The organism is Streptomyces sp. NPDC020884, assembly GCF_044333935.1.
Classification (GTDB): Bacteria; Actinomycetota; Actinomycetes; order Streptomycetales; family Streptomycetaceae; genus Streptomyces.
In genome coordinates this window covers 966,071-992,838 of record NZ_JBIRRY010000001.1, presented here as the reverse complement: position 1 = coordinate 992,838, position 26,768 = coordinate 966,071, and the positions used below count along the sequence as shown (strand labels likewise).

Here is a 26,768-nt window from a genome sequence, read left to right as displayed (position 1 = left end):
GGCTGGGATATCCCTGCGTCATGCTTGCCGCGCTCATTCCCCACATCTGGTTCTTCGCGGCGGCCACCGCGGTCACGTATGCCGCCGACTGGTATCTGCACCAGCGGGGGAGTTATCTGGTCAACCGCCTGGGCAAGGTGCGGGCCGGGCTGTCGATCCGCTTCCTGCTGCGGCAGTTGATGGTCATCCTGCTGCTGGCCCGGCTGGATCTCGCCGAGGAGCCGCTGTTCTACTCGGCGGTGGCCTGCTTCCTGCTCTTCTACGGTCTGCAGGCGCCGCACGGCGCGTTGACGACCCTGATCCGGATCCGCCGGACCATGCCGGTCGTCACCCGCAACGTGGACCTGCACGCGGTCCGCATCCCCGACGCCCCGCCCGGCATGCTGCTGCGGCGCTCCGCCGAGAAGATGCTGCACCTCGACATCCCGGCCGTGGTGGGCATCCTGATCGCCTCCGGGACCGGTGAGGACGCCATCGGCTACGCGGGCGTCGCTCTGACGCTGCTGCTGGCCCTGCTCTACCTCGGGGCGCTCTTCCCCTACGTCCGCCGCGGCCGGCTGGCGCCTCCGGCCCCCGCCGTGCTCAAGGCCGTCGACAGCTGGCTGCGCGAGTACCAGCCGACCGTGGTGCTCTACTTCTCCGGCTCCAACGAGTCCGCCTACCAGGGCAACATGTGGCTGGAGACCATGGCCCGGGTCGAGGGCCGGCCGCTGATCATCATGCGGGAGCGCGGTCTCGTCCCGCAGCTGGCCGAGACCTCCGTCCCGGTCCTCTGCGTTCCGGCCGGCACCCACCTGATGAACCTGGACCTCTCGACCGTCCGGGTCTGCCTGTATCCCGCCAACGTCGGCAAGAACATCCACATCCTGCGCGTCCCGACGATGAAGCACGTCTTCATCGGCCACGGCGACAGCGACAAGCTCGCCAGCGTCAACCCGTACTCCAAGGTCTACGACGAGGTCTGGACCGCGGGCCGGGCCGGCCGCGACCGCTACGCGCTGGCCGACGTGGGCGTCCGCGACCAGGACATCGTCGAGGTCGGCCGTCCGCAACTGGAGCCCATCAAGAGCTGGACGGGCGCCGTCAAGAACCCCGTCCCGACCGTGCTGTACGCGCCCACCTGGGAGGGCTGGGACGACAACCCGGGCAACACCTCCCTGCTGCTGGCGGGCGAGAACATCGTGCGCCGGCTCCTGAACGCCGCCGACCCGGTCCGGATCATCTACAAGCCGCACCCCTTCACCGGCATCCGCAGCGCCAAGGCCAAGGCCGTCAACGCCCGGATCGGGGCGATGCTGGAGAAGGCCGCCGCCGAGCGCGCCGCCGAACCCCGCTGGGCGAAGGAGGCCTCATCGGCCGCCGCCGGGCAGAGCGCCGCCCAGGCCGAGCTGGCCAGGATCGAGGCGCGGCTCGCGCAGCTCGCGGCCCCCGGCCGCTCGGGCGGCGACGACGCGGAGGAGTCGCGGATCTCGCTCGCCGACCCCGCCCGCGAGGCGGAGACCGCACGGCTGCGGGCCGAGTGGAACGACGCCTACTGGCGCTCCTTCGGCTGGTGGGAGCACCGTACGGTGACCGGCGCGCAGCCCAAGCTGTACGACTGCTTCAACGAGTCCGACGCCATGGTTTCGGACATCTCCAGCGTGGTCTCCGACTTCATCGCGAGCGGCAAGCCGTACGCGGTCACCGACTCCGCCGCGCTCGGCGCCGAGGAGTTCAGGCGGCAGAACACCGCGGTGCGCGCCGCGGTCATCCTGTCCAACGCGGCCGATGAGCTCGACGAGCTGCTGGCCGCGGTGGCCGACCCGGCGGCGGACACGCTGGCGGACGCCCGTCGCGAGCTGAAGACCTACCTCCTGGGGCCGGACGAGCCGACCTCCATGGAGCAGTTCAACGACGCCGTACGGGCGCTGGCCGCCCAGGCCGAGGCCCGGAATCTGGGCGTCGCCCAGCGGATCGGCGAGCAGGCCGTGGCGGTGCCGGACGCGGAGGCCGTCACCAGTGGTGTCGGGACCGGCGACCCGCAGGCGGACGCCGAGGTCGACGCCACGGCGGACCCGGACGCTCCCGCCGCGCCGAGGGCCGAGGCCGAGGCGGAGGCGGAAAGCGCCCTCAGCGAGGGGACCTCGTCCGTGCGCTGAGCGCCGCGCGAGGGAGCTCGTCCACGCGCTGTGCGTCGTACATCCGGGCGACGCACATCTGATCGAACTGGCTGAAAAGCAGGCAACCCCGATCGCGATCCGTACGTCTCTCCTTCGGGAGGGATGTACGGGTCGTTCGGCATGTAAGTGCACAGAAGGTGCAGAGTCGGGCACTCCGCCTTCTTTCGTGATCAAATCGACAGGTGCACATGGCCGACATGCCCCGGAAGAACGACGAGCCCGATGTCAGTGTGATCATCGGAGCTTATGACGCGATGCCCTACCTGGTCCGGTGCCTGGAGTCCGTCGAGGCGCAGACCATCGGCGCGGGCCGCATGGAGGTCGTCGCGGTCGACGACGGCTCCACCGACGGCACCGGCGCCTGCCTGGAGGAGTTCGCCGCCCGGACCGCGATTCCCGTGAGAGTCGTCCGACAGGAGAATTCCGGCGGACCCAGCGGCCCGCGCAACCGGGGCCTCGATCTCGCCCGCGGCCGGTACGTCTTCTTTCTCGACGCGGACGACTATTTCGGCGAGGAAGCCCTGGAGCGCATGGTCGCCATGGGAGACCGGGCGGGCACGGACGTGGTGCTCGGGAAGATCGTCGGTGTCAATCGCGGTGCCGCGAAGTCGATGTGGAAAGAGACCGTCGAGCGCGCCGACCTGTATTCCTCCAACGTCAAATTCACCCTGAGCGCGCAGAAACTGTTCCGGCGCGACCTCCTCGTACGCCTGGGCATGAGGTTCGACGAGAAGCTGAAGACCGGCGAGGACGCCCTGTTCACCATGGAGGCGTATCTGCGCGGCAACGGGATCTCCGTCGTCGCCGACTACACCTGCTACTACCTGGTGGGCCGCGAGGACCGCAACCAGATGACCAAGAAGGGCAGTTACCGGCGCCGTTTCGACTCGGCCCGCGCCCTCATGGGGCTCATCGCCGAGCACGTGCCCCCGGGCCCCCGGCGCGACGCCCTGATGGTGCGGCCCTTCGTCATCACCCTGCTGCCCCAGTTCGGCCCCGGACTGGTGAAGCAGAAGGCCGAGGTCCGCGACCGGAAGATGGCGCTCGCCGCCCCCCTGATGAAGGCGTACTGGACGCCGGAGCTCGGCCGCAACCTCAAGGTGAACGAACGGCTGCGGCTGATGTGTCTCGCCGAGGGCCGGCTCGATCTGCTCCTGGACATCGCGGGGTTCCTGCGCGACAAGAAGGAGCCCGAGCTCGTCCGCCGGGGGAGCCCGCCTCGTCCCCACCTCGTCTACCCGCACTTCGGCGAGAGCTCCGTCCTGCCCGACCGGGCCTACGCGGTGACCGTCACCGAATGGGTCGGCGGCCGCCGGATCGAGGCCCCGCAGGACGGACCCCGCGTCTCCTTCGCCCGACGCGTGGTCCGCAAGGCCCGCCGCACGGTGTTCGGCGCCCTGCGCACCCCCGGGGCGCACCGCGTCTGACCGGATCGCCCCGGGGAGCCCCGGGCCCCCTGCCCGCCCCGGTGACGTCCGGGGCGGGTTCGTCCTGTGAGAGGTGTCACGTCATACTGTGGGGCAACCATGAGACGGTTGGAGGCGTCTTATTAACGCCCCGTCCTCCTGGGGTTCATCATCTGCACGTCCCCCCGGAAAGGCCCTCCACCCGTGGCGTCCCTCGAAGCGATCCCCGACGAGCTCAGCCGGCTCATGAAGTACTTCCCGGAGACTCCGGTCGAGGAGCGCCCCGAATTCCACCGGGCGGCCAAGGACTTCCTGGCCCGCGCCGCCCCCAAGGTCGTGCGGCAGTTCTCCCCGATGGCCCGGGTCAAGTGGCACCTGGCGGCCAGCGGGCGCGGCGACGAGCTGGTCGACCTCCTGCACTACGAGCGCGAGAACCCGGGAGCCTTCTCCGTCCGCGGCCTGCGGCGCGCCCGCATTGAGCTGCCCGGCGTCGAGAGCTCCTCGCTCCCCTCCTCGGTGCGCAACTTCAACCGGAGCGAGCTTCCCGTACGCGGCAAGCTCCTGGACCTGGGCTGGGAGGACGGCAAGCTCCACGTCAAGGGGTACGCCTACATCCCCAACGTCCCCTCGGCCACCGGCAAGCGCTCGCTGCGCGTCGCCGTGCTCCGCCGCCAGGGCAGCCGTTCCACCCTCCCGCTGCGGATGCGCACCGTCCAGGAGCCCCGCGCCACCACCGAGGCCAAGGGCGCCCTGCACTCCTACGACTGGTCCGGCTTCGAGATCGGCATCGACCCGTCCCGGCTGCGGGTACGCGGCCAGTGGCAGCCCGGCACCTGGCGCCTGGGCATCGGCATCCCGCGCCCCGGCGGCATGTCCGTGGGCAGCATCACCAAGAACAACGCGGGCGCCGCCGGACACAGCTACACCCGGGTCCTCGACGACGGGGTCCGCCTCGTCGCCGGCTTCGACCGCAACCGGCTCAAGCTCTCCGTGGACGTCGTCCCCGCCGAGGTCATCGCCCAGGAAGCCGACGGCGAGACCCTCACCGTCACCCTGCGCTCCCGCGTCACCACCCCCGCGGGCAAGTACCCCACCGCCCTGCGGATCGACCACGAGCCGAGCGGCTTCGCCACCGACCTCCCGCTCCAGCAGGGCGAGACCGGCGCCGACGGCTGGCTCCGCCACACCGCCCGCCTGGACTTCGCGGACCTGCCCCTGGACGGCGTCGGGCCCGGCAAGCCCCGCAAGTACCGCGCGCTGATCGTCTTCGCCGACGGCACCACCCGCCGTGCCACGGGCGGCACCGAGCCCGTCACCGGAGTCCACCCGCTGCCCGAGGGACGCGAGTTCGCGATCCTCACCGACGGCGCGGGCAACTTCACCCCGCAGGTGCGCACCGTCCAGCCCCTCGTCGACAGCGTCGAGTGGAGCGCCGAGGGCGAACTGGTCCTCTCCGGCGTCTACACCGGCCCGGCCGAGCAGATGAAGATGGTCCTGCGCCACACCGGCCGCAACGAGGACCGGCCGCTGCCCGTCGAGTTCGCCGACGGCCGTTTCACCGCCCGTCTGCGCCCGGACACCATGCCCACCTACGAGGGCACCGTGCCGCTGCGCGCCGGCCGCTGGATGCCGCGCCTGCGCCTGCGCACCGAGTGGGACCACACTCGCGACCTCCCCGTCACGCTCCGCCCCGACCTCGTGGGCACGCTGCCGCTGGCCCACCGGGGCGAGCACCGTACGTACACCGTCGACCGGCTCGACTTCGACCGGATCTTCGTGGAGTCCGGCCCGGTCCTCGACCCCGAGCTGCGCGGCGCCTACCGCCAGCGCCTGATGCGCGACGTCTACACCCCCGAGCAGCGCAAGCTGCCGCTGCGCGAGGCCGTGCTCTACAACAGCTTCGGCGGCAAGCAGTTCTCCGACTCGCCCCGCGCGGTCTACGAGGAGCTCAAGCGCCGCGGCACCGAGGTCGAGCACATCGCGATGGTCCACGACCAGCAGGTCGTGCTGCCGCCCGGCGTCCGGGGCGTCGAGTGGGGCAGCAGGGAGTGGTACGAGGCGCTGGCCCGCAGCCGGTACGTCGTCACCAACGGCGGCATCCGCGAGTGGTTCGTCCGCCGCGAGGGCCAGGTCGTCGTCCAGACCTGGCACGGCACCCCGCTCAAGCGCATCGGCGCCGACCTGCTCGGCACCCCGAAGGCGAACCTGGCCTACATCGCGAGCCTCCCGCAGCGCTCGCGCCAGTACAGCCTGTTCATCACGCCGAACTCCTTCACCACCCCGATCATGACCAACTCCTTCCGCCTCCAGTGCGAGGTCCTGGAAGCGGGCTACCCGCGCAACGACGTCTTCCACGCCCCCGACCGCGTCAAGCGCGCCGCGGCCGTACGGGAGAAGCTCGGCATCCCCGCGGGCAAGAAGGTCGTGCTGTACGCGCCCACCTGGCGCGACGACCAGCGCTACGGCGGACGCCGCTTCAAGCTCGACAACAAGATCGACGTCGAGGCCGCCCGCCGCGAGCTGGGCGAGGACCACGTGCTGCTCTACCGCAAGCACCACAAGGTCCTCGACTCCATCCCCGGCGCCGGACAGGGCTTCGTCTACGACGTCACGTACTACCCGGACATCGCCGACCTCTACCTGATCGCCGACGTGATGATCACGGACTACTCCTCGGTGCTGTTCGACTTCGCGCACTCCGGGCGGCCGATGCTCTTCTTCACGTACGACCTGGAGCACTACCGCGACACCCTGCGCGGCTTCTACTTCGACTTCACCTCCCGCGCCCCCGGGCCGCTGATCAAGACCTCCGAGGATCTGGTCTCCGCGATCCGGAACATCGACGAGGTGAGCGAGGAGTACAAGGAGAAGTACGCCCAGTTCCGGGTCGACTTCTGCGAGCCCTCCGACGGCCGCGCCGCCGCCCGGGTCGTCGACCGGATGCTCGCCGTCAAGGACGAGCAGCAGAGCTGAGCACACCGGCCGCCCCCGCCGTCCGCACCCCCGCTCACCGGCCGCCCCCGGGCGTCCACCGAGCGGAACGGGCGGACGACGGGGGCGGCCGCTCGCGTACTGTGCTGTGCGGGGGCCGGTCGTGCCACGACCGCGTACGGCGGCACGTTCCCCACCGCGTCCGGGGCGAACAGAGCGAGGAAGCAACCACGTGGCAGAGCACAGGCCGTCGGACCACCGGTCCGAAGTGACCGACGCCCGCAGGGTCGTGGTGAAGGTCGGCTCCTCCTCGCTCACCACCGCATCCGGCGGCCTCGACGCCGACCGGGTCGACGCCCTCGTCGACGTCCTGGCCAAGGTCAGGGGCGGCGGCGAACGCGAGGTCGTCCTCGTCTCCAGCGGAGCCATCGCCGCCGGACTCGCCCCGCTCGGCCTTGTCCGCAGGCCCAAGGACCTGGCCCGCCAGCAGGCCGCCGCCAGCGTCGGCCAGGGCCTCCTCGTGGCCCGCTACACCGCCTCGTTCGCGCGCTACGGCGTCCGCGTCGGCCAGGTGCTCCTCACCGCCGACGACACCAGCCGCCGCGGCCACTACCGCAACGCCTACAGCACCCTGGACAAGCTCCTGGAGATGGGCGCCGTCCCCGTCGTCAACGAGAACGACACCGTCGCCACCGACGAGATCCGCTTCGGCGACAACGACCGGCTCGCCGCCCTCGTCGCCCACCTCGTCCACGCCGACCTGCTGGTCCTGCTCTCCGACGTGGACGGCCTCTACGACGGGCCGCCCGGCACCCCCGGAGCCTCCCGGATCGCCGAGGTCACCGGCCCAGAGGACCTGGCGGGCGTCACCATCGGCAGCGCCGGGAAGGCGGGCGTCGGCACCGGCGGCATGGTCACCAAGGTCGAGGCCGCCCGCATCGCCACCGCCGCCGGAGTCCCCGTCGTTCTCACCTCCGCCAGCCGGGCCGCCGACGCCCTCGCCGGCCGCGACACCGGTACCTACTTCCACCGCACCGGCCGCCGCTCCGCCGACCGGCTTCTGTGGCTGGCCCACGCCTCCACCCCGCAGGGCGCGCTCACCCTCGACGAAGGCGCCGTACGGGCCGTGGTGGAGCGGCGCACCTCGCTGCTGCCCGCCGGAATCTCCGCCGTCGAGGGCGAGTTCAGCGCCGGCGACCCGGTCGAACTGCGCGACCCGCACGGCGCCCCGGTCGCCCGCGGACTCGTCAACTTCGACGCGAAGGAGATCCCCCAGCTGCTCGGCCGCTCCACCCGGGATCTGGCCCGTGAGCTGGGGCCCGCCTACGAGCGCGAGGTCGTACACAGGGACGATCTGGTCATCCTCGTGCCGCGCCTCACCCCCTGAACCGACGGAAAGTCCCGCTCTCCGGCAGGGACCTTTACCAAAACCACCCCACGCCCGGCTGTGGACTGGTCCACTTTGTAATGGGGAAACAGGGGTACCGCACAGCAACACATCACAGGAGGCCGCCGGTGAGACGAGCGCGCCCGGGGGCGCCGCCCCGAGGCACGGCCAACCGCGCCCTGACGAGCGTCGGAGCGGGGGCGGATTTCGACCGGAATTCGCTCCCGACGGACACGGTCGAACGGGAGCCGGTATCGACGGCGAAGGAGGAGTCCCCGCAGTCGAAGCTCTGGCACATCACCCTGAGCGTCTCGGGCGCCGAGATTCCGCTGGGGGAGGTCAGACGCGGCCTGGAGCAGCTCGCGCACGACCATCCCTTCCTGCTGACCAGCCGCTACGCCAACGACCACGCGGAGATCCGCTACTGGGAAGAGGCCCGCGATCTGCACGACGCGGCCGCGGTCGCGCTGCGGCTGTGGGGCGAGCACCGCTCCAGCGCCCGGCTCCCGCCCTGGGAGATCGTCGGCCTCGAGGTCATCGACCGCGAGACCTACCACCTGCGGATCGCCGAGGGCTACGGACCGCCGCCCGCGGCCCCGGTGGGCGTGCACCCCTACTGACCCGCCGGCGCGACCGTTCCTCGGTCCGGCCGTCTCGCATCACGGGATAGGTGACGGATGCCCGCAGAGTGCGCATTACTCTGCGGGCATGACCACGCTCTCGCCCTACGACAATCTCTCCCCGGTCGCGCAGGCCGCCTACCGGGCCCGTTCCGCCGCCGCCGACATCGCGCCACTGCCGCGCGCGGCCAAGGACGACGCGCTGCTGGCCATCGCCGACGCCCTCGAAGTGCGTACGAGCGAGATCGTCGAGGCCAACGCGAAGGACATCGAGCGCGCCCGCGAGGCCGGGACGAGCGAAGGCATCATCGACCGCCTCACCCTCACCCCGGAACGCATCCGCGCCATCGCCGCCGACGTACGCGACGTCGCGGCCCTGCCCGACCCGGTCGGCGAGGTGGTGCGCGGCTCGACCCTGCCCAACGGCATCGACCTCCGTCAGGTCCGCGTCCCGCTCGGCGTGGTCGGCATCATCTACGAGGCGCGCCCCAACGTCACCGTCGACGCCGCCGCGCTCTGCCTGAAGTCCGGCAACGCGGTCCTGCTGCGCGGCTCCTCCTCCGCCTACGCCTCCAACACCGCCCTCGTCCGGGTGCTGCGCGACGCGGTCGGCGGCTCCGGCCTGCCGGCCGACGCGGTGCAGCTCGTCCCGGGCGAGAGCCGCGACTCCGTGACGGAGCTGATGCGCGCCCGCGGCCTGGTCGACGTCCTCATCCCGCGTGGCGGCGCCTCGCTGATCCGCACGGTCGTCGAGGAGTCCACCGTCCCCGTCATCGAGACCGGCACCGGCAACTGCCACGTCTACGTCGACGCGCAGACGGACCTCGCCATGGCCGTCGGCATCCTGATCAACTCCAAGGCGCAGCGCCCCAGCGTCTGCAACGCGGCCGAGACCCTCCTCGTCCACAAGGACATCGCCGACGCCTTCCTGCCGCTCGCCCTGGACGCGCTGGCCGGGGCCGGGGTCACCGTCCACGGCGACGAGCGGGTGCTCGCCCACGCCGAGTCCACCAAGGCCACGGTGGTCCCGGCGACGACCGAGGACTGGGAGACCGAGTACCTCTCCCACGACATCGCCGCCGCGGTCGTCGACTCCCTGGACGCGGCGGTCACCCACATCCGGCTCTGGTCCTCCGGCCACACCGAGGCGATCGTCACCACCTCGCAGGCCGCCGCCCGCCGGTTCACCCAACTGGTCGATTCGACCACGGTCGCCGTGAACGCCTCGACCCGCTTCACGGACGGCGGGCAGTTCGGCTTCGGCGCCGAGATCGGCATCTCCACGCAGAAGCTGCACGCCCGCGGACCCATGGGCCTGCCCGAGCTGACCTCGACGAAATACATCGTCACGGGCGACGGACACATCCGCTAGACCCTCCCGCGCCGCCCGCCCCCGGACCGGGCCACCGGCCGAGGGCGGGAGCGTGCCGCCCCCTCGCGGGAGGGGCCGACCGCATGTTCCCCTCCGGCGATCCGGGGGAGTTTGCGGGGTCCCTGCCCAAAAGGTCCCGACAGGGCTACGCTGAATCCGTGCCGGACGACGTGGGGGGCAAGCCGTTTCCGGACGGCTGGGAGCCCGACGACGACCGCGGGGGCGCGGACGAGGACTTCGCCTCCGTGGTGTTCGACGAGGAATTCGTCCGGTCGGCGCCCGTCCACGAGCCCACCGCCGTGGAGCGCCTGCTCGCCGCCGCCGAGGCCCGCGCCGAGGCCGACGCGGCCCGCGCCCGCCGCAGCCGTCGCGCGGACGACGACCCCTATGGCGCATACGACCCCTACGGCCGCTCCCGGGGCTACCACGACCCCCAGGACCTCGACTACGACCCGGATCACGGCGACGACGAGGACGACGGCTTCGCCCCGGGCCCCTACGGCCGGCGCGGCGGCTTCCTGCGCCCCTACCGCAACTCCGCCCGCTGGCACCGGCCGGTCGCCTGGCTGCTGGCCCTGGTGATGGGCGTCGGCATGGTCGCCCTGGCCTTCACCGCGGTCTACCGGGGCTCCGCGAACAACCGCCAGGACCAGGTGCCGCCGCCCGTCACCAGCGGTGTCGACAAGCCCGGGGCCGCCCCGTCGGCCTCCGCCGACTACTCCCGCCCCGCGGTCTCCGCCGAGCCCCGGATGCCCTGAGCCCACCCCTGAGCGTCACCCGTTCGCCGACGGCCGCCCCCGCAGTTCCCGGCGGTCTCCGCGTTTACGCGGACGGTAATCGACCTACCCTGAAGATGTGACCCCTCGCACCCAGGGGGGCTTCTCGCTGCCGGACGCCACTCGGCCGAAGCAGACCGTTTTGCACCGAACCGACCGGTGTGGAGATCGGGAGAGAAGTCATGACAGGCCGCTCAGAACCGCCGGACGGCCCGCCCGAGAACCCCGCGGGCGGCGAGGACGAATACCGCTCGCTCGTCTTCGACGAATCGTTCATCCAGGCTGCCCGGATGCAGGAGTTCTCCGCGCGGGAACGGATGGGCGAGCACGCCCGCGCCGTCCGAACGCTGCCCGAGCCGGGGGCCACCGCACGCAGCGGCGGCGGGGGTTCCAGGGCCGCCATAGCCCTGGTCGTCCTCATCGCCCTGGCCTTCGCCGTGGCCGTCTACATCGGATTCCGGAGCCCGTACCCCCAGCCGGCCACCCGACGCGCCGAACCCCTGCGGACCACCGTCGTCCCCCTGGCCCCCCGGGGCGCCGTGCCGGGCGGATCACCCGAGCGGCTGTACGCGGCCGAGCCGGTCTCCGGATTCCGCACAGGTGCCAAAGGCATCAACTTCCCCACCGTGCAGCGCACGCAGAACTTCTCCGACAGCCAGATCACCGCCGCTCTCGCCACGGTCAAGGACTACCTGGTGGAGTCGTCCCTGAACCCCGACGTCCTCACCGGGGCCGTACGCCGCCCCGTCGAGCACCTCCTCGACCCGGACCAGCGCGCCCAGTTCGAACGGAGTCTGAGCAGCCCGGCGGACGACGGGAGCCACGCCGCCACCGGCTGGCTGGTGCGCTTCGACCCGGAGCGGGTGGAGCTCGCGGACCCGCAGATCCGGGTCCAGGGCACCCTCCGCTACGAGGAGGAGGCGGCCGGCGTCCTCGGCGTCGTCTCGGACCACACCTTCACCTACGCCCTGCGCCCGGTGGACGGGCCGCACCGGGACGACGGCGCCTCCCTGTTCACCGTGCGGCGCGAGCTCCACTTCCGCTTCGACCGGGAGGACCTGCGACTGCACCGCCTGGAGATGCGCACCGCCTACGTCCAGGCAGGGCCGCAGTCCTGCTCGGCCGACGCGACCGGGATGCTCCGCCCGCTCCTGGCCGGGGAGCGGGCGGACGTCCGCGGCCCCGCCGCCACCGACCCGTACGCCACGGGCCGGCCCACGGCGGCGCTGTGCGGGACCCTGGCGGCCGTCAGCTCCCCGACGGCCCCGAAGTCCCCGAGCTCCCCTCCTCCGGGTCCTGAGGCCGACCGGACGCCTCGTCCCCGTCCGTAGCGGAACCGCCGGCCGGGCCCTGCGCCCCGTCCTTCGCGCCCCCGGCCCCGGTGAACCGGTCGCGCAGCTTCCCGCCGAGGTCTCCCGCGCCCCCGGCGATGTCGCCCACGAGCTTCATCAGCGGGTCCTTGCTGGTGCGCACCGTGTCCGCGTAGTGCGAGGCGGACTCCCGGAACGAGTCGGTCACCGAGGTGTCCTTGTCCTCGTCCCGCCGCGGGTAGTGCCCGTCCATGACCCGCTGGAACTCGCGGGTCTCCGACCACTTCTTCAGCTCGGCTGCCCGCACGGTGGTGAAGGGGTGCGTCCGGGGCAGCACATTGAGGATCTTGAGGACGGAGTCGCGGAGGTCGCCGCCCTTCTCGTACTCGTCGGCCTGGGCGAGGAAGGCGTCCACGTTCATCTCGTGGAGGTGATTGCCGCCCGCGATCTTCATCAGACCCCGCATGGAGGCCGTGATGTCCTGCCCGACCAGCAGCCCGGCCCGGTCCGCGGACAGCTCCGACTTGCGGAACCACTCGCGCAGCGCCGTCACTATCGCCATGATCGCCACATTGCCCAGCGGGATCCAGGCGACCTTCACGGCGAGGTTGGTCAGGAACAGCAGTATCGTCCGGTACACCGAGTGGCCGGAGAGCGCGTGGCCCACCTCGTGGCCCACCACCGCCCGCATCTCCTCCTCGTCGAGCAGCTCGACCAGGCCGGTGGTGACCACGATGATCGGCTCGTCGAGCCCGATGCACATGGCGTTGGGCTGCGGGTCCTGCTTCACGTACATCGGCGGGACCTTCTCCAGGTCCAGGATGTAACACGCGTCGCGCAGCATGTCGTTGAGGTGGGCGAACTGCGCGTCGCTCACGCGGACGGAGTCGGAGAGGAAGAGCAGCCGCAGGCTGCGCTCCGGGAGCAGTCCGCTGAGCGCCTTGAACACGGTGTCGAACCCGGTCAGCTTGCGCAGGGCCACCAGGGCCGAGCGGTCGGCGGGGTGCTCGTAGGCCCGGGAGGAGATCCCGGGGAATCGTCGGCGCTGCCTGCTCGGCACGTTCTCGTGACTGTTGTCGGTCATGGATGGCCCCCTGTTCGTACGAGACGTTGCTCGTCCCCCGGACAAAACCCAGCGTATGCGCTGGCGCTACGGTGTGCGGGGGGCTGTGGATAACTATGAGGAGCGCCCGAAATGCCGCACACCGCCGTACTGCTCGCCGCCGTGTCCGAGGAGCAGGGACCGGGTGACACACTCCGGATCGTGCTGCTCGTCTCGATCCTCGGAGCGGTGCTGCTCGCCTGGTTCCTGCTGCGTGGATACCGCAACGACGACAACAACGACTGAGTCGCCGTGAGCGTGCCCGGGGGTCCCGCATACGATGGGCCCGACGTCTTCCTTCCGATTCACGATCGATAGGTCCTGCCGAAGATGAGCCTCACGAGCACCGCACACCAGCTGGTCACTCTCGCCTCCGAAGGCGGCGAGGGCGGCAACCACGAAAGCCTCAACCCCTACTTCGTCGGTGCCGGGGCCTTCCTCGCGCTGATGTTCCTGCTGTGGGTCACCACCCGCTTCAACCGCGACCGCTGAGTCAGGGGCGTACAGCTGTGCCAGTAGGCTCTGCACGCATGGGAGAGCAGGAAGTGCCTACCGGCCCCGGCAAGCGCCGTATCGGCGTGATGGGCGGGACATTCGACCCGATCCACCATGGACACCTGGTGGCGGCCAGTGAAGTGGCCGCCCAGTTCCATCTCGACGAGGTCGTCTTCGTCCCGACCGGGCAGCCGTGGCAGAAGAGCCACAAGAGCGTCTCCCCGGCCGAGGACCGCTATCTGATGACGGTCATCGCCACCGCGTCCAACCCGCAGTTCTCCGTCAGCCGCAGTGACATCGACCGTGGCGGACCGACGTACACCATCGATACGCTGCGGGACCTGCGTGAGGTCCACGGCGAGGCGGACCTCTTCTTCATCACCGGCGCCGACGCGCTGTCCCAGATCCTCACCTGGCGGGACGCGGAGGAGCTGTTCTCGCTCTCCCACTTCATCGGAGTGACCCGCCCGGGTCACGTGCTCACGGACGACGGACTGCCCGAGGGCGGTGTCTCCCTCGTGGAGGTGCCCGCGCTGGCGATCTCGTCCACGGACTGCCGTGAGAGGGTCGCGCAGGGGGAGCCGGTCTGGTACCTGGTGCCGGACGGCGTGGTCCGCTACATCGACAAGCGCCAGCTGTACCGCGGCGAATGAGCCACGGAGAGGGGCACCGGTGAACGACCGACAGAACCCGTACGACCCGTACTACCAGGAGCCGCAGATCGTCGGCTACGACGCGTACGGGCAGCCGGTCTACCAACAGCCGGAACAGCGGCAGGGGCAGCAGCAGGGCGGCCACCAGCCGTACGACCCGCAGGGCCGGCAGGGGCAGAGCTACGACCCCTACGCCGCCCAGCCCGGTCAGGGACAGCAGACCCCGGACCCCGGCTACGGCTACGACGCGTACGGCAACCCCCAGCAGCAGCCCCAGAGTTACGACCCCTACGCCGGCCAGCACCCGGGCCAGGCGCCCCAGACGCCCCAGATGCCCCAGGGCCAGGGCGCCGATCAGGGGTACGGCTACGGCTCCTACACCGACTACGGCTACGCCACCGGGCAGCAGCCCGCAGCGGTCGACACCGGCCAGCACTGGATCATCCCGCAGCAGGGCGCCGCCCCCGCACCGGAACAGGCCCCCCAGCAGGCCCCCCAGCAGGCCCCCGCGCAGCAGTCACCGCAGGCAGCGGAGGCGGAGCCCGCGCTTCCTGGCCAGCGCCGTACCGCCCCCGACTACCGCACCGAGCAGTTCTCGTTCATCGAGGAGCCCGACGAGGACTCCGAAGACGTCATCGACTGGCTGAAGTTCACCGAGAGCCGCAGCGAGCGGCGCGAGGAGGCGCGGCGCAAGGGCCGCAACCGCATGGTCGCGCTGATCGTCGTCGCCGTTCTCGTCGTCGTCGGTGGGGCGGGCTACCTCTGGTCCGCCGACATGATCCCGGGTCTGTCCGGATCGGACGAGAAGAAGGCCGTGGCCGCCGGGGCCCAGCAGCGCGACATGATCGTGGTGCACCTGCACGACACGAAGAAGGGCGGCACCTCGACGGCGCTGCTCGTCGACAACGCCACCACCAAGCAGGGCACCACCGTCCTGCTGCCCAACTCCCTCGCCGTCGCCTCCGACGACGGGACCACCACCACCCTCGGCAAGTCCGTCGAGGACGACGGCAGGACCGGCACCCGGGAGTCGATCGACACCCTCCTGGGCACCCGGATCACCGGCACCTGGCGGCTGGACACCCCGTATCTGGAGAACCTCGTCGAGCTGGTCGGCAATATCGAGGTCGACACCGACACCGATGTGCCCGACGCGAAGAAGGGCGAATCGCCCCTGGTGAACAAGGGCGAGGGCCAGACGCTCAGCGGCCCGATGGCCGTCGCGTACGCCACCTACCGTGCGCCGGGCGAGCCGGAGGCCAAGCAGCTGACGCGGTTCGGCGAGGTCATGCGGGCCACCCTGCGCAAGGTCTCCGAGGACCCGAAGGCCGCGACCGTCACCATCGAGACGCTGTTGCAGGTGCTGGACCCGTCACTGCCCGAGAAGGACCTCGGTATCTCGCTCGCCAAGCTTGCCTCGCGGGCCAAGGTCGGCGACTACAAGACGGCCCTGCTGCCGGTCCAGCAGGACGGCACGCTCACCGAGGCGGACACCCGCAGCGTCGTCAAGGACATCCTCGGCGGCACGGTGAAGGCCCCCGAGGCCGGTGCTCCGCTCCGGGTCGCCGTCCGCAACGCCACCGGCAACGGCAAGGCCGCAGAGGCCGCCCGGGTCCAGCTGGTCAACGGTGGTTACGCCTTCGTGGACAGCGGCAAGGCAGGGGCCGAGGCGTCGTCCTTCGTGCTCTACCGGTCCGCCGAGGACAAGGAGAAGGCCGTCGAGGTGGCCAAGACCCTGGGTCTTTCCGCGGGTGATGTGAAGAAGGGCGAGCCGGCCGCCAACGCCGATGTGTCCGCCGTCCTCGGTCAGGACTACAAGGTCCAGTGATCCGCTCGCGGTCGGCGGCCGACGCGCTCAGGCGTCGGCCGCCGACCGGGGTGAAGTCGGCCGGTGACCGCCGCGAAGGCGGCCGGGGAAACGCAGTAAGGCGCTGTCGGCGGTCCGTGAGACCCTAGAGGTTGCATCCGACCGCCGACGAAAGCCTGCATGTGACCGCCACGGACCGCTCCATCGAGCTCATCAACGCCGCCGCTCAGGCGGCCGCCGACCGGCTCGCGCACGACATCATCGCCTACGACGTCAGCGACGTGCTGTCGATCACCGACGCCTTCCTGCTGGCCTCGGCCCCCAACGACCGCCAGGTCAAGTCGATCGTCGACGAGATCGAGGAGCGGCTCCAGAAGGAGCTCGGCGCCAAGCCGGTGCGCCGCGAGGGCGACCGCGACGCCCGCTGGATCCTCCTCGACTACGTCGACATCGTCATCCATGTCCAGCACAGCGAGGAGCGCGTCTTCTACGCGCTGGAGCGCCTGTGGAAGGACTGCCCGGAGATCGCCCTCCCCGAGGACGCGATCAAGACCCGCGGCAAGGCCGAGGAGCACGCACAGCTCAACGGCGGCACGGAAGGTGACCAGAGCTGAACAGCAGCGGCAGCAGCGGCAGGGGCCGCAGAATCGTTCTCTGGCGCCACGGCCAGACGGCGTGGAACCTGGAGCGTCGCTTCCAGGGCTCCACGGACATCGAGCTCACCGAGACCGGTGTCGGGCAGGCCCGCCGCGCCGCCCGGCTGCTCGCCTCGCTGAAGCCGGACGCCCTCGTGGCCTCCGACCTGCGGCGGGCGGCGGCCACGGCCGCCGAGCTCTCCGCCGTCAGCGGTCTCACCGTCGCCCACGACGCCGCACTCCGTGAGACGTACGCGGGCGCCTGGCAGGGGCTGACCCACCAGGAGATCGTCGAGCGGTTCGGCGAGCAGTACGCGGCGTGGAAGCGCGGGGAGCCCGTGCGCCGCGGCGGCGGCGAGCTGGAGACCGAGGTCGCCGACCGGGCGGCCCCGGTCGTCCTGGAGCACGCCGAGAAGCTCCCGGAGAACGGCACGCTCGTCGTGATCAGCCACGGCGGCACGATCAGGACGACGATCGGCCGACTGCTGGGCCTGGAGGCGCACCACTGGGAAGGGCTCGGCGGGCTGTCCAACTGCTGCTGGTCCGTCCTCGGGGAGGGCGCGCGGGGTTGGCGTCTGCTGGAACACAACGCCGGCACGCTGCCGGAGCCGGTCCTCGGCGACGACGACTAGACGCCGTCGAGGAGCCGTTCGCGGGCCGCTCTCGGGCGGCTCGGGCCGGATTTCGCTTTCCGGCAGGTCGCAGGCTAAAGTTCTTCTTGTTCGCAGCGCGGAAACGCAGGGAAACACAGCGAACAGCGGGGCTATAGCTCAGTTGGTAGAGCGCCTGCATGGCATGCAGGAGGTCAGGAGTTCAATTCTCCTTAGCTCCACAATCAGGATCCCGTCCCCATCTGGGGGCGGGATCTTCTGCATAGGGGGCACCGAGCGGGCTGACCCCCTTGCGGGGTCATGGCAGAATCGGAACGCCGGAGGGGGCGACGTACCGATCGGGAGGGAGCGCGATGCCTGCGAGTCGCGAACACGTCCCCGACCAGCCCCTTGTGGCCACCTCGCTCCCCGGTCCCGTAACGTCCGATGATCGATCCCGTCTCGGCTGTCCGTCCTGCGGTTCGTCCCATGTGGCCCAGGTTCTGGGTGACAACGGAGGGGTCTCCTACGTGTGCACGGCCTGCGGCCACAGCTGGAGCTGACTGATGGGTGCACACAGGCGTAAGTGCGACTGGTGCGGCAGCGGTACGCCGATCGTCAGGGACATGGACCCGGTCAACGCGGAGTATCAGTACTGGTGCGAGGAATGCGCGCAGGCACTGATCATAAAAGGCGACCCCATCGAGACCTATCGGGAGCTGGAGGGGGAGCCGATCTACGGGCGGCTCCTGGAGGAGCACTGCACGCTCAAGCGCTTCTACTCCTTCGCGACCGCCTGACCTGCGACGGATGATCCAACAAGCAGGATGATTCGGGCAAATCGGTGTGGACCGGAAACGATTTGGTGAAGCACCGGGGGGACCGTGTAATGTTCTCGATGTCGCCAAGGGAAACCGGGCGGCGCACAGCGAGGGGCTATAGCTCAGTTGGTAGAGCGCCTGCATGGCATGCAGGAGGTCAGGAGTTCAATTCTCCTTAGCTCCACAAGATCGACAGTCAAGAAGCGGGTCACCCGGATCGGGTGGCCCGCTTCTTTAGTTCGGATCGGCTCCGTCCGGATCGGCTGCGGCCCGGATCAGCCGCGCCCGCTGCCCAGCGCACGTCGGCCCGTGGCCGGCAGGGCGGGGCGCTGCTCGGCCGGCGGCTGCTCGATCCGCAGGGCCAGGGCGGGGCAGCGCCGTACGGCCCGCTGGGCGCGCCCGCGCAGATGCATCGGAACGGCGGCGTCCGCCAGCGCCGGATAGCCGTCCGGGCCCAGCCGGATGAGCTCGGGGACGATGTCCGCGCACAGGCCGTGGCCCTGGCACAGCGTCCAGTCGACCGCCAGTTTCTCGCCGCTCGGAATCGACTCCTCCAGGTCCTGGTAGCCGGGTGCGGGCAGGGGCAGCACCCCGGCTGTCTCCCGGCCGCAGCCTCCGTCCAGGACGTGCGCGGCGAGGTCGTCCGTGAACGCCGAGAGGGTCGAGAGCAGGAACCGGGCGGAACCGTCCGGGTGTTTGCAGGCCCCCCGGCCCTTCACCGCCTGGGTGACCTCGCGCAGGGCCTCCAGGGCGGCCGGACCGCCGCCGTTCAGCACGTCGGAGAGCCCGCCCGCGGCGGCGGGGAGCCCCAGCTTGCACGGACCGCACTGCCCGGCGGTCTCGGCGGCCAGCCAGTTGGCTATCCGGAGGGACTCGCCGAGCGGGCAGGTGTCCGGCCCGATCGGCAGGATGGCCCCTGCCCCGAGCGCGCCCCCCACGGTGGCCAGGGACTCGCGGGAGACCACGGCGTTGTGCGAGGCGACCGCGTCGATCCAGTTGCCGTGGTAGCCGCCGGTCAGTACTCCCTGGGGGAGCGGCGGGGCCCCGGCCAGTTGCAGGATGTACCGCAGCGGCACCCCGGTCGGCACCTCGATGACCATGGGCCGGGCCACCGCGCCGGAGACGGTGAGCAGGACGGTGCCCGGCTCGCTCGGCAGGCCGGTGTGCCCGTAGCGGCGGGGCCCGATCCGGGCGGCGACGGCGAGCTGGGCGTACGTCTCCGCGTTCGACAGCAGCGTCGGGGCGCCGCCCACCCCGGTCTCGGCAGCCCGCTCGCGTCGGCCGGGCGGCAGGGCGGGCCCGCCGTTCGCCGCCCGGATCACCGAGGACGCCTCGCCCGAGACCATGCGTTCGGGAGTGCGGACCACACGGGCGCGCAATGGCTGGCCGCGCCGGTCGGAGAGACCGCGTTCGGCGAGGGCCGCCCGGAGGGAGAGCTCCGTGGAGTTGCGGGTGACGGCCACGACCAGGGTGCGCGCGCCGAGCGCCTCCGCGGCCAGCAGCGCACCGTCCAGGATCAGATGCGGGGCGCGGTTGAGCAGGACGGTGTCCTTGCGGCAGGCGGGTTCGCCCTCACTGCCGTTGATCACCACGACGGGCCGGACCCCGCGCCGGATGGATGCCTTCGCCACCGCTCGCAGCTTCTTGCCGAACGGGAATCCGGCGCCGCCCCTGCCGCGCAGGGAGATCGCTTCGGCCAGTTCGGCCAGCCGCTCGCCGGTCATCGGCTCCAGCGGTCCGTGCACCTTGAGGTGCATGGCGAGGTCGAGCCGCTCCACCAGGTCGAAACCGGTGGTCAGTTGCGGCAGTCCGACGACGCGGACCTCGGGCACATCGGGGAGGGGGACGTTCACGGTCGGTCTCCTGCGGGTGCGTGCCAGGGCTCGCCGGCCGGGGGCGCGGTGAACGGCCCGGCCTGCGGTTCGGCGCGGGGCGCGGCGATGGGGGAGGCGAAGGGAGCGGTGACGGTGCTGTCCGGCCCGGCGACGGGCGCCGGTTCGCGGGAGGCCTCGCGGGAGGGCGGGGAGGGGGAGGTGTACGCGGCCGGGGCGCTGTCGTAGTCGGCCGGTGTGCCGCCGTGCCCCGATGTGTCGCTGCGCTCCGGGGGCACGTACGCCGGTGTGCCGTGCCCGGGTGTGCCGTACGCCGGTGTGCCGGGCTCCGGTGACCCGTAGGGCGGTGTCGCGTACGTGTGCTCCGGTGTGGTGCGCGCGGGGGGCTCCTGCCGGGGCGGGCCGTGGTGCGCCTGTGCGGGCGGCGCGGGCGACGGGGAGGGCCAGCGGCTCTCCGGGGCGAGGGACGGGCCGCCGCCGAGCGAGACGGCGCGGTATCCGGCCGCTATCCCCGGCCCCGGGCCCGGCGCTTTCCGCCGTCCGCCGTCCGGCGGGTTCTCCGGGGGGCCGAAGGCGAGGCGGTCGGCGCTGCGGGGCGGGGGCTCGTACAGGGGCGGCCGGCCCCCGTACACCGTCTGTGTCGGCGCTTCGTGCAGCGCGCCGGGGATCGCCGTGGGAGGGGGCGCCGCCGGTGGTATCGGCGACAGCGTGCGCGGGCGCACCGGCGTGCCCCGTACATCCCGGTCCGGCTCGCTCCAGCCGGCCGGATCGGACCAGGGCTCCGCACCGGACGAGGGGGACTCGCGCAGGACCGGATCCGGGGCCGCAGGGGGTCCCTGGCCCAGCAGTTCGGAGATCAGGTCGGCGATCCGCCGCTGCGTCGGGCGCGGCAGCAGTCGCAGGCACAGCGCGCCGGCGACTCCGACGAGGCAGAGGCCGTACAGCACGACCACCCAGGTGGCGGGCGCGCGCCCGGCGTACAGGCCGTGGACCAGCGCGGCGCACCAGGCCGGATAGGCCAGCGCGTGCAGGGTGCGCCACCGGCCCGCGATCCCGCCCGTGTCCCGGGGCGACCCCAGCGACTGCCCGATCCGGGCGGCCTTGGGGGAGGGCTGCGCGAAGGCGCTGCGCAGAGCGCCGGTCGCGGCCGTGACGACCATGAGCAGCCCGGCCAGCGAGCCGAAGCCGATCAGCCCCGCCGTGCCGGTCACCCCGAGGCCGAAGGGTATGAGGGCGCCGATCAGGGCCACATGCCCGAGGGCCACCTTCACGGTTCCGTGCAGCAGCAGGAAGCCGAGCGAGGCCACGGCGGTGGCCCGGTGGATGCCCTGGCAGACGATGCGCTGACGGGTGGAGAGGAACAGCCGGTCGGTGGCCAGCAGGCCCCAGGCGACGGAGGCGCTGAGCGACACCAGCGACAGGACGCCGGTGGTGAAATCGAGGGTGGCACGCAGTTCGTCGCTCCCCGCGACGGCGAGCAGAGGGACGAAAACCAATGCGACGACAGTCAGGCCGCCCTGTACCGGCCGACTCATTCCGGGGCTCATGCTGGGGGATACGCGGATCTTGCGATGAGGGTTCATGGGGGGCGACTCCGAATAGTTCGGCAAAGCGGTCCCGTTGCCGCATGCTAGGACGCCCCATACCAACCGGTACGAGCTTTGCTCGGTTGCCCCGAAAGAGGTCGGTACGCGGAGTAACCCCCGCTTCCCGGGCATTCTCCCCACCCCGGGAGCAGCCCCGGAGCTTCGCGAAAAGCTCACGAGAAGGTCGCCGTACGCACACCTACCCCCCACGGAAGCGTCACGTTCTCGACTACGGAGAGCGACGATGGGGCGGCGCGGTTCGGGCCTCGCGCGCGTGATGTCCGCCCGCCGGTTACTCCCCGCTCCCCTCCGGGGCCGTGCGGTACCCTGACGCCATGCGTGCCGTACGCCTTCTGCTTAGCGAGCCGCGCTGAACAGTCTCGACCGGTGAGAACGCCTGGTCGGAGTCAGCGCGGCGTCCCCTCCTGTGCGAGGGGATTTTTCGTTTCCCGGCAGATGACGATCGATGGAGCTTTGAGGATCATGAGCGAGACGAATTCCGCAGCCGAGACGGCCGCGCCGCACCGCTACACGGCGGCGATGGCCGCCGACATCGAGGCACGCTGGCAGGACTTCTGGGACGCCGAGGGGACGTACGAGGCGCCCAACCCCACCGGGGACCTGGCGGGTGACCCGGAGCTGGCCGCCAAGCCGAAGAAGTTCATCATGGACATGTTCCCGTACCCCTCGGGTGCGGGCCTGCACGTGGGCCACCCGCTGGGCTACATCGCCACCGACGTCTACGCCCGCCACCAGCGGATGAGCGGCCACAACGTGCTGCACACCCTGGGCTTCGACGCCTTCGGCCTGCCCGCCGAGCAGTACGCGGTCCAGACGGGCACCCACCCCCGGGTCTCCACCGAGGCCAACATGGTGAACATGAAGGCCCAGCTGCGCCGGCTGGGCCTGGGCCACGACAACCGCCGCTCCTTCGCGACGATCGAGGCCGAGTACTACAAGTGGACGCAGTGGATCTTCCTGCAGATCTTCAACTCCTGGTACGACGCCGAGGCCGACCGGGCCCGTCCGATCGCCGAGCTGGTCGAGCAGTTCGAGAGCGCCGCGCGGGCGACCCCCGACGGCCGTGAGTGGAGCGCGCTGAGCGCCGGCGAGCGCGCCGACCTGCTGAGCGAGTACCGCCTGGCGTACGCATCCGACGCCCCGGTGAACTGGTCGCCCGGCCTGGGCACCGTGCTGGCCAACGAGGAGGTCACCGCCGACGGCCGCTCCGAGCGCGGCAACTTCCCCGTCTTCAAGGCCAAGCTGCGCCAGTGGAACATGCGCATCACCTCCTACGCCGACCGGCTGCTGAACGACCTGGACGGGCTGGACTGGCCCGAGGCCATCAAGCTGCAGCAGCGCAACTGGATCGGCCGCTCCGAGGGCGCCCGGGTCGAGTTCCCGGTGGACACCGCGGGCGGCATCACCGTCTTCACCACCCGCCAGGACACCCTGTTCGGCGCGACGTACATGGTGCTGGCGCCCGAGCACGAGATGGTCGAGCGGATCATCCCGGCCGCCTGGCCCGAGGGCACCCACCCGGTGTGGACCGGCGGCCACGCGAGCCCGGCCGAGGCCGTCACCGCGTACCGCAAGCAGGCCGCGGCCAAGTCCGACGTCGAGCGGCAGGCCGAGGCCAAGGACAAGACCGGCGTCTTCACCGGCGCGTACGCGACCAACCCGGTCAGCGGCGACAAGGTCCCCGTCTTCATCGCCGACTACGTCCTGATGGGCTACGGCACCGGCGCGATCATGGCCGTACCGGCGCACGACGCCCGCGACTTCGCCTTCGCGCGCGCTTTCGAGCTGCCGATGCGTTGTGTCGTCCAGCCGTCGGACGACCGCGGAACCGACCCCTCCGTGTGGGACGACGCCTTCGGCTCGTACGACGCGAAGCTGGTCAACTCCGCGAACGAGGAGATCTCGCTGGACGGCCTGGGCGTCGTCGAGGCCAAGGCGAGGATCACCGACTGGCTGAAGGAGCACGGTGTCGGCGAGGGCACCGTCAACTTCCGGCTGCGCGACTGGCTGTTCAGCCGGCAGCGCTACTGGGGCGAGCCCTTCCCGATCGTGTACGACGAGGAGGGCATCGCCCACCCGCTGCCCGAGTCGATGCTGCCGCTGGAGCTGCCCGAGGTCGAGGACTACTCCCCGCGCACCTTCGACCCGGAGGACGCGACCGCCCAGCCCGAGACCCCGCTGTCGCGCAACGCCGACTGGGTCAACGTCACGCTGGACCTGGGCGACGGCAAGGGTCCGCGCAAGTACCGCCGCGAGACCAACACCATGCCCAACTGGGCCGGTTCCTGCTGGTACGAGCTGCGCTACCTGGACCCGACCAATGACCGGCAGCTGGTCGACCCGGCGATCGAGCAGTACTGGATGGGCCCGCGCGAGGGTCAGCCCACCGGCGGCGTCGACCTGTACGTCGGCGGCGCCGAGCACGCCGTGCTGCACCTGCTGTACGCGCGTTTCTGGTCCAAGGTGCTGCACGACCTGGGCCACATCTCCTCCGCCGAGCCGTTCCACAAGCTGTACAACCAGGGCATGATCCAGGCCTTCGTCTACCGCGACAGCCGGGGCATCGCCGTCCCCGCCGCCGAGGTGGAGGAGCGCGACGGCGCGTTCTACTACGAGGGCGAAAAGGTCAGCCGCGTCCTGGGCAAGATGGGCAAGTCCCTGAAGAACGCGGTCACGCCGGACGAGATCTGCGCCGAGTACGGTGCGGACACCCTGCGCCTGTACGAGATGGCGATGGGTCCCCTGGACGTCTCGCGCCCCTGGGACACCCGGGCCGTGGTCGGCCAGTACCGGCTGCTGCAGCGCCTGTGGCGCAACGTGGTCGACGAGGAGACCGGCGGGGTCACCGTCGTGGACACGGAGCCCGGCGAGGACACGCTGCGCGCCCTGCACAAGGCCATCGACGGGGTCGGCCAGGACATGGCGGGGATGCGGTTCAACACCGCCATCGCCAAGGTCACCGAGCTGAACAACCACCTGACGAAGGCCGGCGGCCCGCTGTCGCGCTCGGTCGCCGAACGGCTGGTCCTGCTGGTCGCCCCGCTGGCCCCGCACATCGCGGAGGAGCTGTGGCGGCGGCTGGGCCACACCGAGTCGGTCGTCCACCAGGACTTCCCGGTGGCGGACCCGGCGTACGTCGTGGACGAGACCGTCACCTGCGTCGTCCAGATCAAGGGCAAGGTCCGGGCCCGCCTGGAGATCTCGCCCTCCATCACGGACGAGGAGCTGGAGGCGCTGGCCCTGGCCGACGAGGCGGTCGTCGCGGCCCTGGGCGGGGCGGGGATCCGCAAGGTGATCGTGCGCGCGCCGAAGCTGGTGAACATCGTCCCCGCGTGACGTTCCCTCGATGTCCCTCCAGACCGTGTCTTTGAACCGTCTCGCTGAACGGTGAGGGCCATCCCCTACGGGCAGGTTGGGGGTTCCGAAGGAACCCTCGGCCTGCCCGTTCCGTTTACGGTGGAGGGGGCGACCGGTATCGGCGGCCGCATCGAGATATCGAGGGGCACTCATGGAAGCCGCGATCACGATCCTGGCGTTGCTCTTGGTCGCGTTCGTCGCGCTGGGCGTCTACGTGACCGTGAAGGCCGTCGGCGCGGCCAAGCGAGGCGTGGACCGCACGATCACGCAGGCCCGGCGCACCGTGGAGGACACCACGCTCCGGGCCAAGAGCTTCGGGCAGACCGGTGTCGCCGGTGAGCTGGCACAGCTCCGGCTGGCCCTGCGCACCTCCATGCGCGCCACGCAGGACGCCCTGCACGCGGGTGCCGCCGAGGACGCGTCCCTGGCCGAGTCGGTGGCACTGTTCCGGAGGCTGAGCGAGCACGGCCTCGAACTGGACGACGAGCTGAAGCGGCTGGAGCGCGAGCCGGACCGGGCGACGGTCGCGGGCCTGCTGCCCAAGCTGAGGGAGCGCACGCAGCGCATCACGCACTCGGCGGAGTCGCTGCGCTGGGCGGCGCGGGACCGGGCGCGGCAGTTCGCCGACGACGACCTGGACGCGCTGAACGCGCAGATCGACATCGAGGCCGGCGCGCTGCGGCACTGGACCGTCGAGGAGTCGTCGCAGGCATCCGGCCCGGGGGCGACCGCCTCGGCACCGGGCCGGGGCCCCGGGACGGACTGGCCCGAGCCGGCCGCCTCGGCGGACCCGTCGGCCGGGACCAGCAGCACGGCCGACCAGGCGTGGTCCGGACCGGCCCGCGAGGAGAGCCCGCAGGCGATCACCGCCCCGGACCCGCGGCTGCGCACGACCTACCCCTGGCAGAAGTCCACCCGGCCGGAAACGACGAACTGACGCACACGCGACGGCTCCGGCGCATCCACGACCCGGCCGGATACGCTCCTAAGCGGCCATGAACGATCAGAGGGCCGGGGCCGGGCTGCCGCACGCCCACCACGCCAGGTAACCTCCGGCTCATGTCCCGCCATGTCGCTATCGTCACCGATTCCACGGCCTACCTGCCGCGCCCGACGATGGAACGGCACGGCATCACCGCGGTGCCGCTGACCGTCGTCCTGGGCGACCAGGCGCTGGAGGAGGGCACGGAGATCTCGGCCCGTTCGCTCGCCCTGGCTCTGCAGAAACGCCACTCCGTGACCACCTCCCGCCCCAGCCCCGAGATCTTCGCCGCGGCTTACCGGGCGGCGGCCGAGGGCGGGGCGGACGCCGTGGTGTCGCTGCACCTGTCGTCGGAGTTCTCGGGCACCTACGACGCCGCGCTGCTCGCGGCGAAGGACGCCCCCGTTCCGGTACGCGTGGTGGACACCGGCATGGTGGCCATGGCTCTGGGATTCTGCGCTCTCGCGGCGGCGGAGACCGCCGAGGCGGGCGGCGGCCTGGACGAAGCGGTGACGGCCGCGGAGAAGCGGGCCGCCGGCACCTCGGCGTATTTCTATGTCGACACTCTCGACTATCTGCGGCGGGGCGGCCGCATCGGCACGGCACAGGCCCTGCTGGGGTCCGCGCTGGCGGTGAAGCCGATCCTGGAGCTCGACGGGGGGCGGATCGAGATGCGGGAGAAGGTGCGGACGGCGTCCAAGGCCATCGCCCGCCTGGAAGAGATCGTCGCCGAGTGTGCGGGCACGGCCCCGGTGGACATCGCCGTCCACCATCTCGCCGCCCCGGAGCGCGCGGAGCGCCTGGCCGAGCGGCTGCGCGAACGCGTTCCCGGGCTGGTCGACCTCCACGTCAGCGAGGTCGGCGCGGTGATCGGGGCGCATACCGGGCCGGGGCTGCTCGGTGCGGTGATCTCGCTGAGGTGATTC

At 71.4% G+C, this 26,768-nt stretch carries 22 protein-coding genes and 2 tRNA genes; 21 read left to right on the top strand and 3 right to left on the bottom strand.

Annotated elements, in window-relative coordinates:
• Positions 1-20: 20 nt before the first annotated feature.
• From ACH4UK_RS04610 to ACH4UK_RS04575, 8 genes are all read left to right on the top strand, one after another.
• On the top strand, positions 21-2,138 hold the full coding sequence (locus ACH4UK_RS04610) for a hypothetical protein (RefSeq protein WP_398354495.1): 2,118 nt from the start codon (positions 21-23) through the stop codon (positions 2,136-2,138).
• Positions 2,139-2,347: 209 nt separating this feature from the next.
• A complete protein-coding gene (locus ACH4UK_RS04605) occupies positions 2,348-3,586 on the top strand; it encodes a glycosyltransferase family 2 protein (protein WP_398354494.1) in 1,239 nt (412 codons plus the stop codon).
• A gap of 183 nt (positions 3,587-3,769) precedes the next feature.
• Complete coding sequence (locus tag ACH4UK_RS04600) at positions 3,770-6,538, top strand: CDP-glycerol glycerophosphotransferase family protein (protein WP_398354493.1); 2,769 nt, start codon at positions 3,770-3,772, stop codon at positions 6,536-6,538.
• Between the two features lie 190 nt (positions 6,539-6,728).
• A complete protein-coding gene (gene proB / locus ACH4UK_RS04595) occupies positions 6,729-7,883 on the top strand; it encodes a glutamate 5-kinase (RefSeq protein WP_398354492.1) in 1,155 nt (384 codons plus the stop codon).
• A gap of 128 nt (positions 7,884-8,011) precedes the next feature.
• Entirely contained in the window at positions 8,012-8,503 is a 492-nt protein-coding gene (locus ACH4UK_RS04590) for a hypothetical protein (RefSeq protein WP_398354491.1), read from the top strand.
• 88 nt (positions 8,504-8,591) lie between these two features.
• Positions 8,592-9,875, top strand: coding sequence for a glutamate-5-semialdehyde dehydrogenase (locus tag ACH4UK_RS04585; RefSeq protein WP_398354490.1), 1,284 nt, complete (start codon positions 8,592-8,594; stop codon positions 9,873-9,875).
• 158 nt (positions 9,876-10,033) lie between these two features.
• Positions 10,034-10,633 carry a hypothetical protein gene (locus ACH4UK_RS04580; RefSeq protein WP_398354489.1) on the top strand — a complete coding sequence of 200 codons (600 nt, stop codon included), beginning with the start codon at positions 10,034-10,036 and terminating at the stop codon, positions 10,631-10,633.
• Between the two features lie 200 nt (positions 10,634-10,833).
• Positions 10,834-11,982, top strand: a complete 1,149-nt coding sequence (locus ACH4UK_RS04575; RefSeq protein WP_398354488.1) for a hypothetical protein — start codon at positions 10,834-10,836, stop codon at positions 11,980-11,982.
• Here ACH4UK_RS04575 and ACH4UK_RS04570 read toward each other — a convergent pair.
• Positions 11,900-13,045 (bottom strand): M48 family metallopeptidase, encoded by a 1,146-nt coding sequence (locus ACH4UK_RS04570; RefSeq protein WP_398354487.1) that lies wholly within the window; start codon positions 13,043-13,045, stop codon positions 11,900-11,902. The two genes, ACH4UK_RS04575 and ACH4UK_RS04570, sit on opposite strands and share 83 nt — an antisense overlap.
• A gap of 111 nt (positions 13,046-13,156) precedes the next feature.
• On the opposite strand from ACH4UK_RS04570, the gene ACH4UK_RS04565 reads away from it, so the two are divergent.
• The 10 genes from ACH4UK_RS04565 to ACH4UK_RS04520 all read left to right on the top strand — a co-directional run bounded on the left by ACH4UK_RS04565 (position 13,157) and on the right by ACH4UK_RS04520 (position 18,248).
• Positions 13,157-13,309, top strand: coding sequence for a hypothetical protein (locus tag ACH4UK_RS04565; protein WP_032786343.1), 153 nt, complete (start codon positions 13,157-13,159; stop codon positions 13,307-13,309).
• Between the two features lie 84 nt (positions 13,310-13,393).
• Positions 13,394-13,555 (top strand): hypothetical protein, encoded by a 162-nt coding sequence (locus ACH4UK_RS04560; protein WP_018961242.1) that lies wholly within the window; start codon positions 13,394-13,396, stop codon positions 13,553-13,555.
• A gap of 38 nt (positions 13,556-13,593) precedes the next feature.
• Positions 13,594-14,211, top strand: a complete 618-nt coding sequence (gene nadD / locus ACH4UK_RS04555; protein WP_398354486.1) for a nicotinate-nucleotide adenylyltransferase — start codon at positions 13,594-13,596, stop codon at positions 14,209-14,211.
• Positions 14,212-14,230: 19 nt separating this feature from the next.
• Positions 14,231-16,039, top strand: a complete 1,809-nt coding sequence (locus tag ACH4UK_RS04550; protein WP_398354485.1) for a LytR C-terminal domain-containing protein — start codon at positions 14,231-14,233, stop codon at positions 16,037-16,039.
• Positions 16,040-16,200: 161 nt separating this feature from the next.
• A complete protein-coding gene (gene rsfS, locus ACH4UK_RS04545; protein ID WP_010062919.1) occupies positions 16,201-16,632 on the top strand; it encodes a ribosome silencing factor in 432 nt (143 codons plus the stop codon).
• Entirely contained in the window at positions 16,629-17,285 is a 657-nt protein-coding gene (locus tag ACH4UK_RS04540; protein ID WP_398354933.1) for a histidine phosphatase family protein, read from the top strand. Before rsfS ends, ACH4UK_RS04540 begins: the two co-directional genes overlap by 4 nt.
• Positions 17,286-17,412: 127 nt before the next feature.
• Positions 17,413-17,485, top strand: a tRNA-Ala gene (locus ACH4UK_RS04535).
• A 132-nt stretch (positions 17,486-17,617) separates the two neighbouring features.
• Positions 17,618-17,806, top strand: coding sequence for a hypothetical protein (locus ACH4UK_RS04530; RefSeq protein ID WP_398354484.1), 189 nt, complete (start codon positions 17,618-17,620; stop codon positions 17,804-17,806).
• A 3-nt stretch (positions 17,807-17,809) separates the two neighbouring features.
• Positions 17,810-18,043 (top strand): hypothetical protein, encoded by a 234-nt coding sequence (locus ACH4UK_RS04525; RefSeq protein WP_030585393.1) that lies wholly within the window; start codon positions 17,810-17,812, stop codon positions 18,041-18,043.
• 132 nt (positions 18,044-18,175) lie between these two features.
• Positions 18,176-18,248: transfer RNA gene (locus ACH4UK_RS04520), tRNA-Ala, on the top strand.
• A 91-nt stretch (positions 18,249-18,339) separates the two neighbouring features.
• On the opposite strand, the gene ACH4UK_RS04515 is transcribed toward ACH4UK_RS04520, so the two are convergent.
• Together ACH4UK_RS04515 and ACH4UK_RS04510 are read right to left on the bottom strand one after the other, a co-directional pair.
• Positions 18,340-19,917 carry an NADH-ubiquinone oxidoreductase-F iron-sulfur binding region domain-containing protein gene (locus ACH4UK_RS04515; protein WP_398354483.1) on the bottom strand — a complete coding sequence of 526 codons (1,578 nt, stop codon included), beginning with the start codon at positions 19,915-19,917 and terminating at the stop codon, positions 18,340-18,342.
• On the bottom strand, positions 19,914-21,431 hold the full coding sequence (locus ACH4UK_RS04510) for a hypothetical protein (protein WP_398354482.1): 1,518 nt from the start codon (positions 21,429-21,431) through the stop codon (positions 19,914-19,916). The genes ACH4UK_RS04515 and ACH4UK_RS04510 overlap by 4 nt, the downstream gene beginning before the upstream one ends.
• Before the next feature lie 534 nt (positions 21,432-21,965).
• Here ACH4UK_RS04510 and leuS point away from each other — a divergent pair.
• The 3 genes from leuS (at position 21,966) to ACH4UK_RS04495 (ending at position 26,765) form a co-directional block, all read left to right on the top strand.
• A complete protein-coding gene (leuS, locus tag ACH4UK_RS04505) occupies positions 21,966-24,839 on the top strand; it encodes a leucine--tRNA ligase (RefSeq protein WP_398354481.1) in 2,874 nt (957 codons plus the stop codon).
• Between the two features lie 172 nt (positions 24,840-25,011).
• On the top strand, positions 25,012-25,797 hold the full coding sequence (locus ACH4UK_RS04500) for a hypothetical protein (RefSeq protein ID WP_398354480.1): 786 nt from the start codon (positions 25,012-25,014) through the stop codon (positions 25,795-25,797).
• A 122-nt stretch (positions 25,798-25,919) separates the two neighbouring features.
• Entirely contained in the window at positions 25,920-26,765 is an 846-nt protein-coding gene (locus tag ACH4UK_RS04495; RefSeq protein ID WP_398354479.1) for a DegV family protein, read from the top strand.
• The last annotated feature ends 3 nt before the right edge of the window (positions 26,766-26,768 follow it).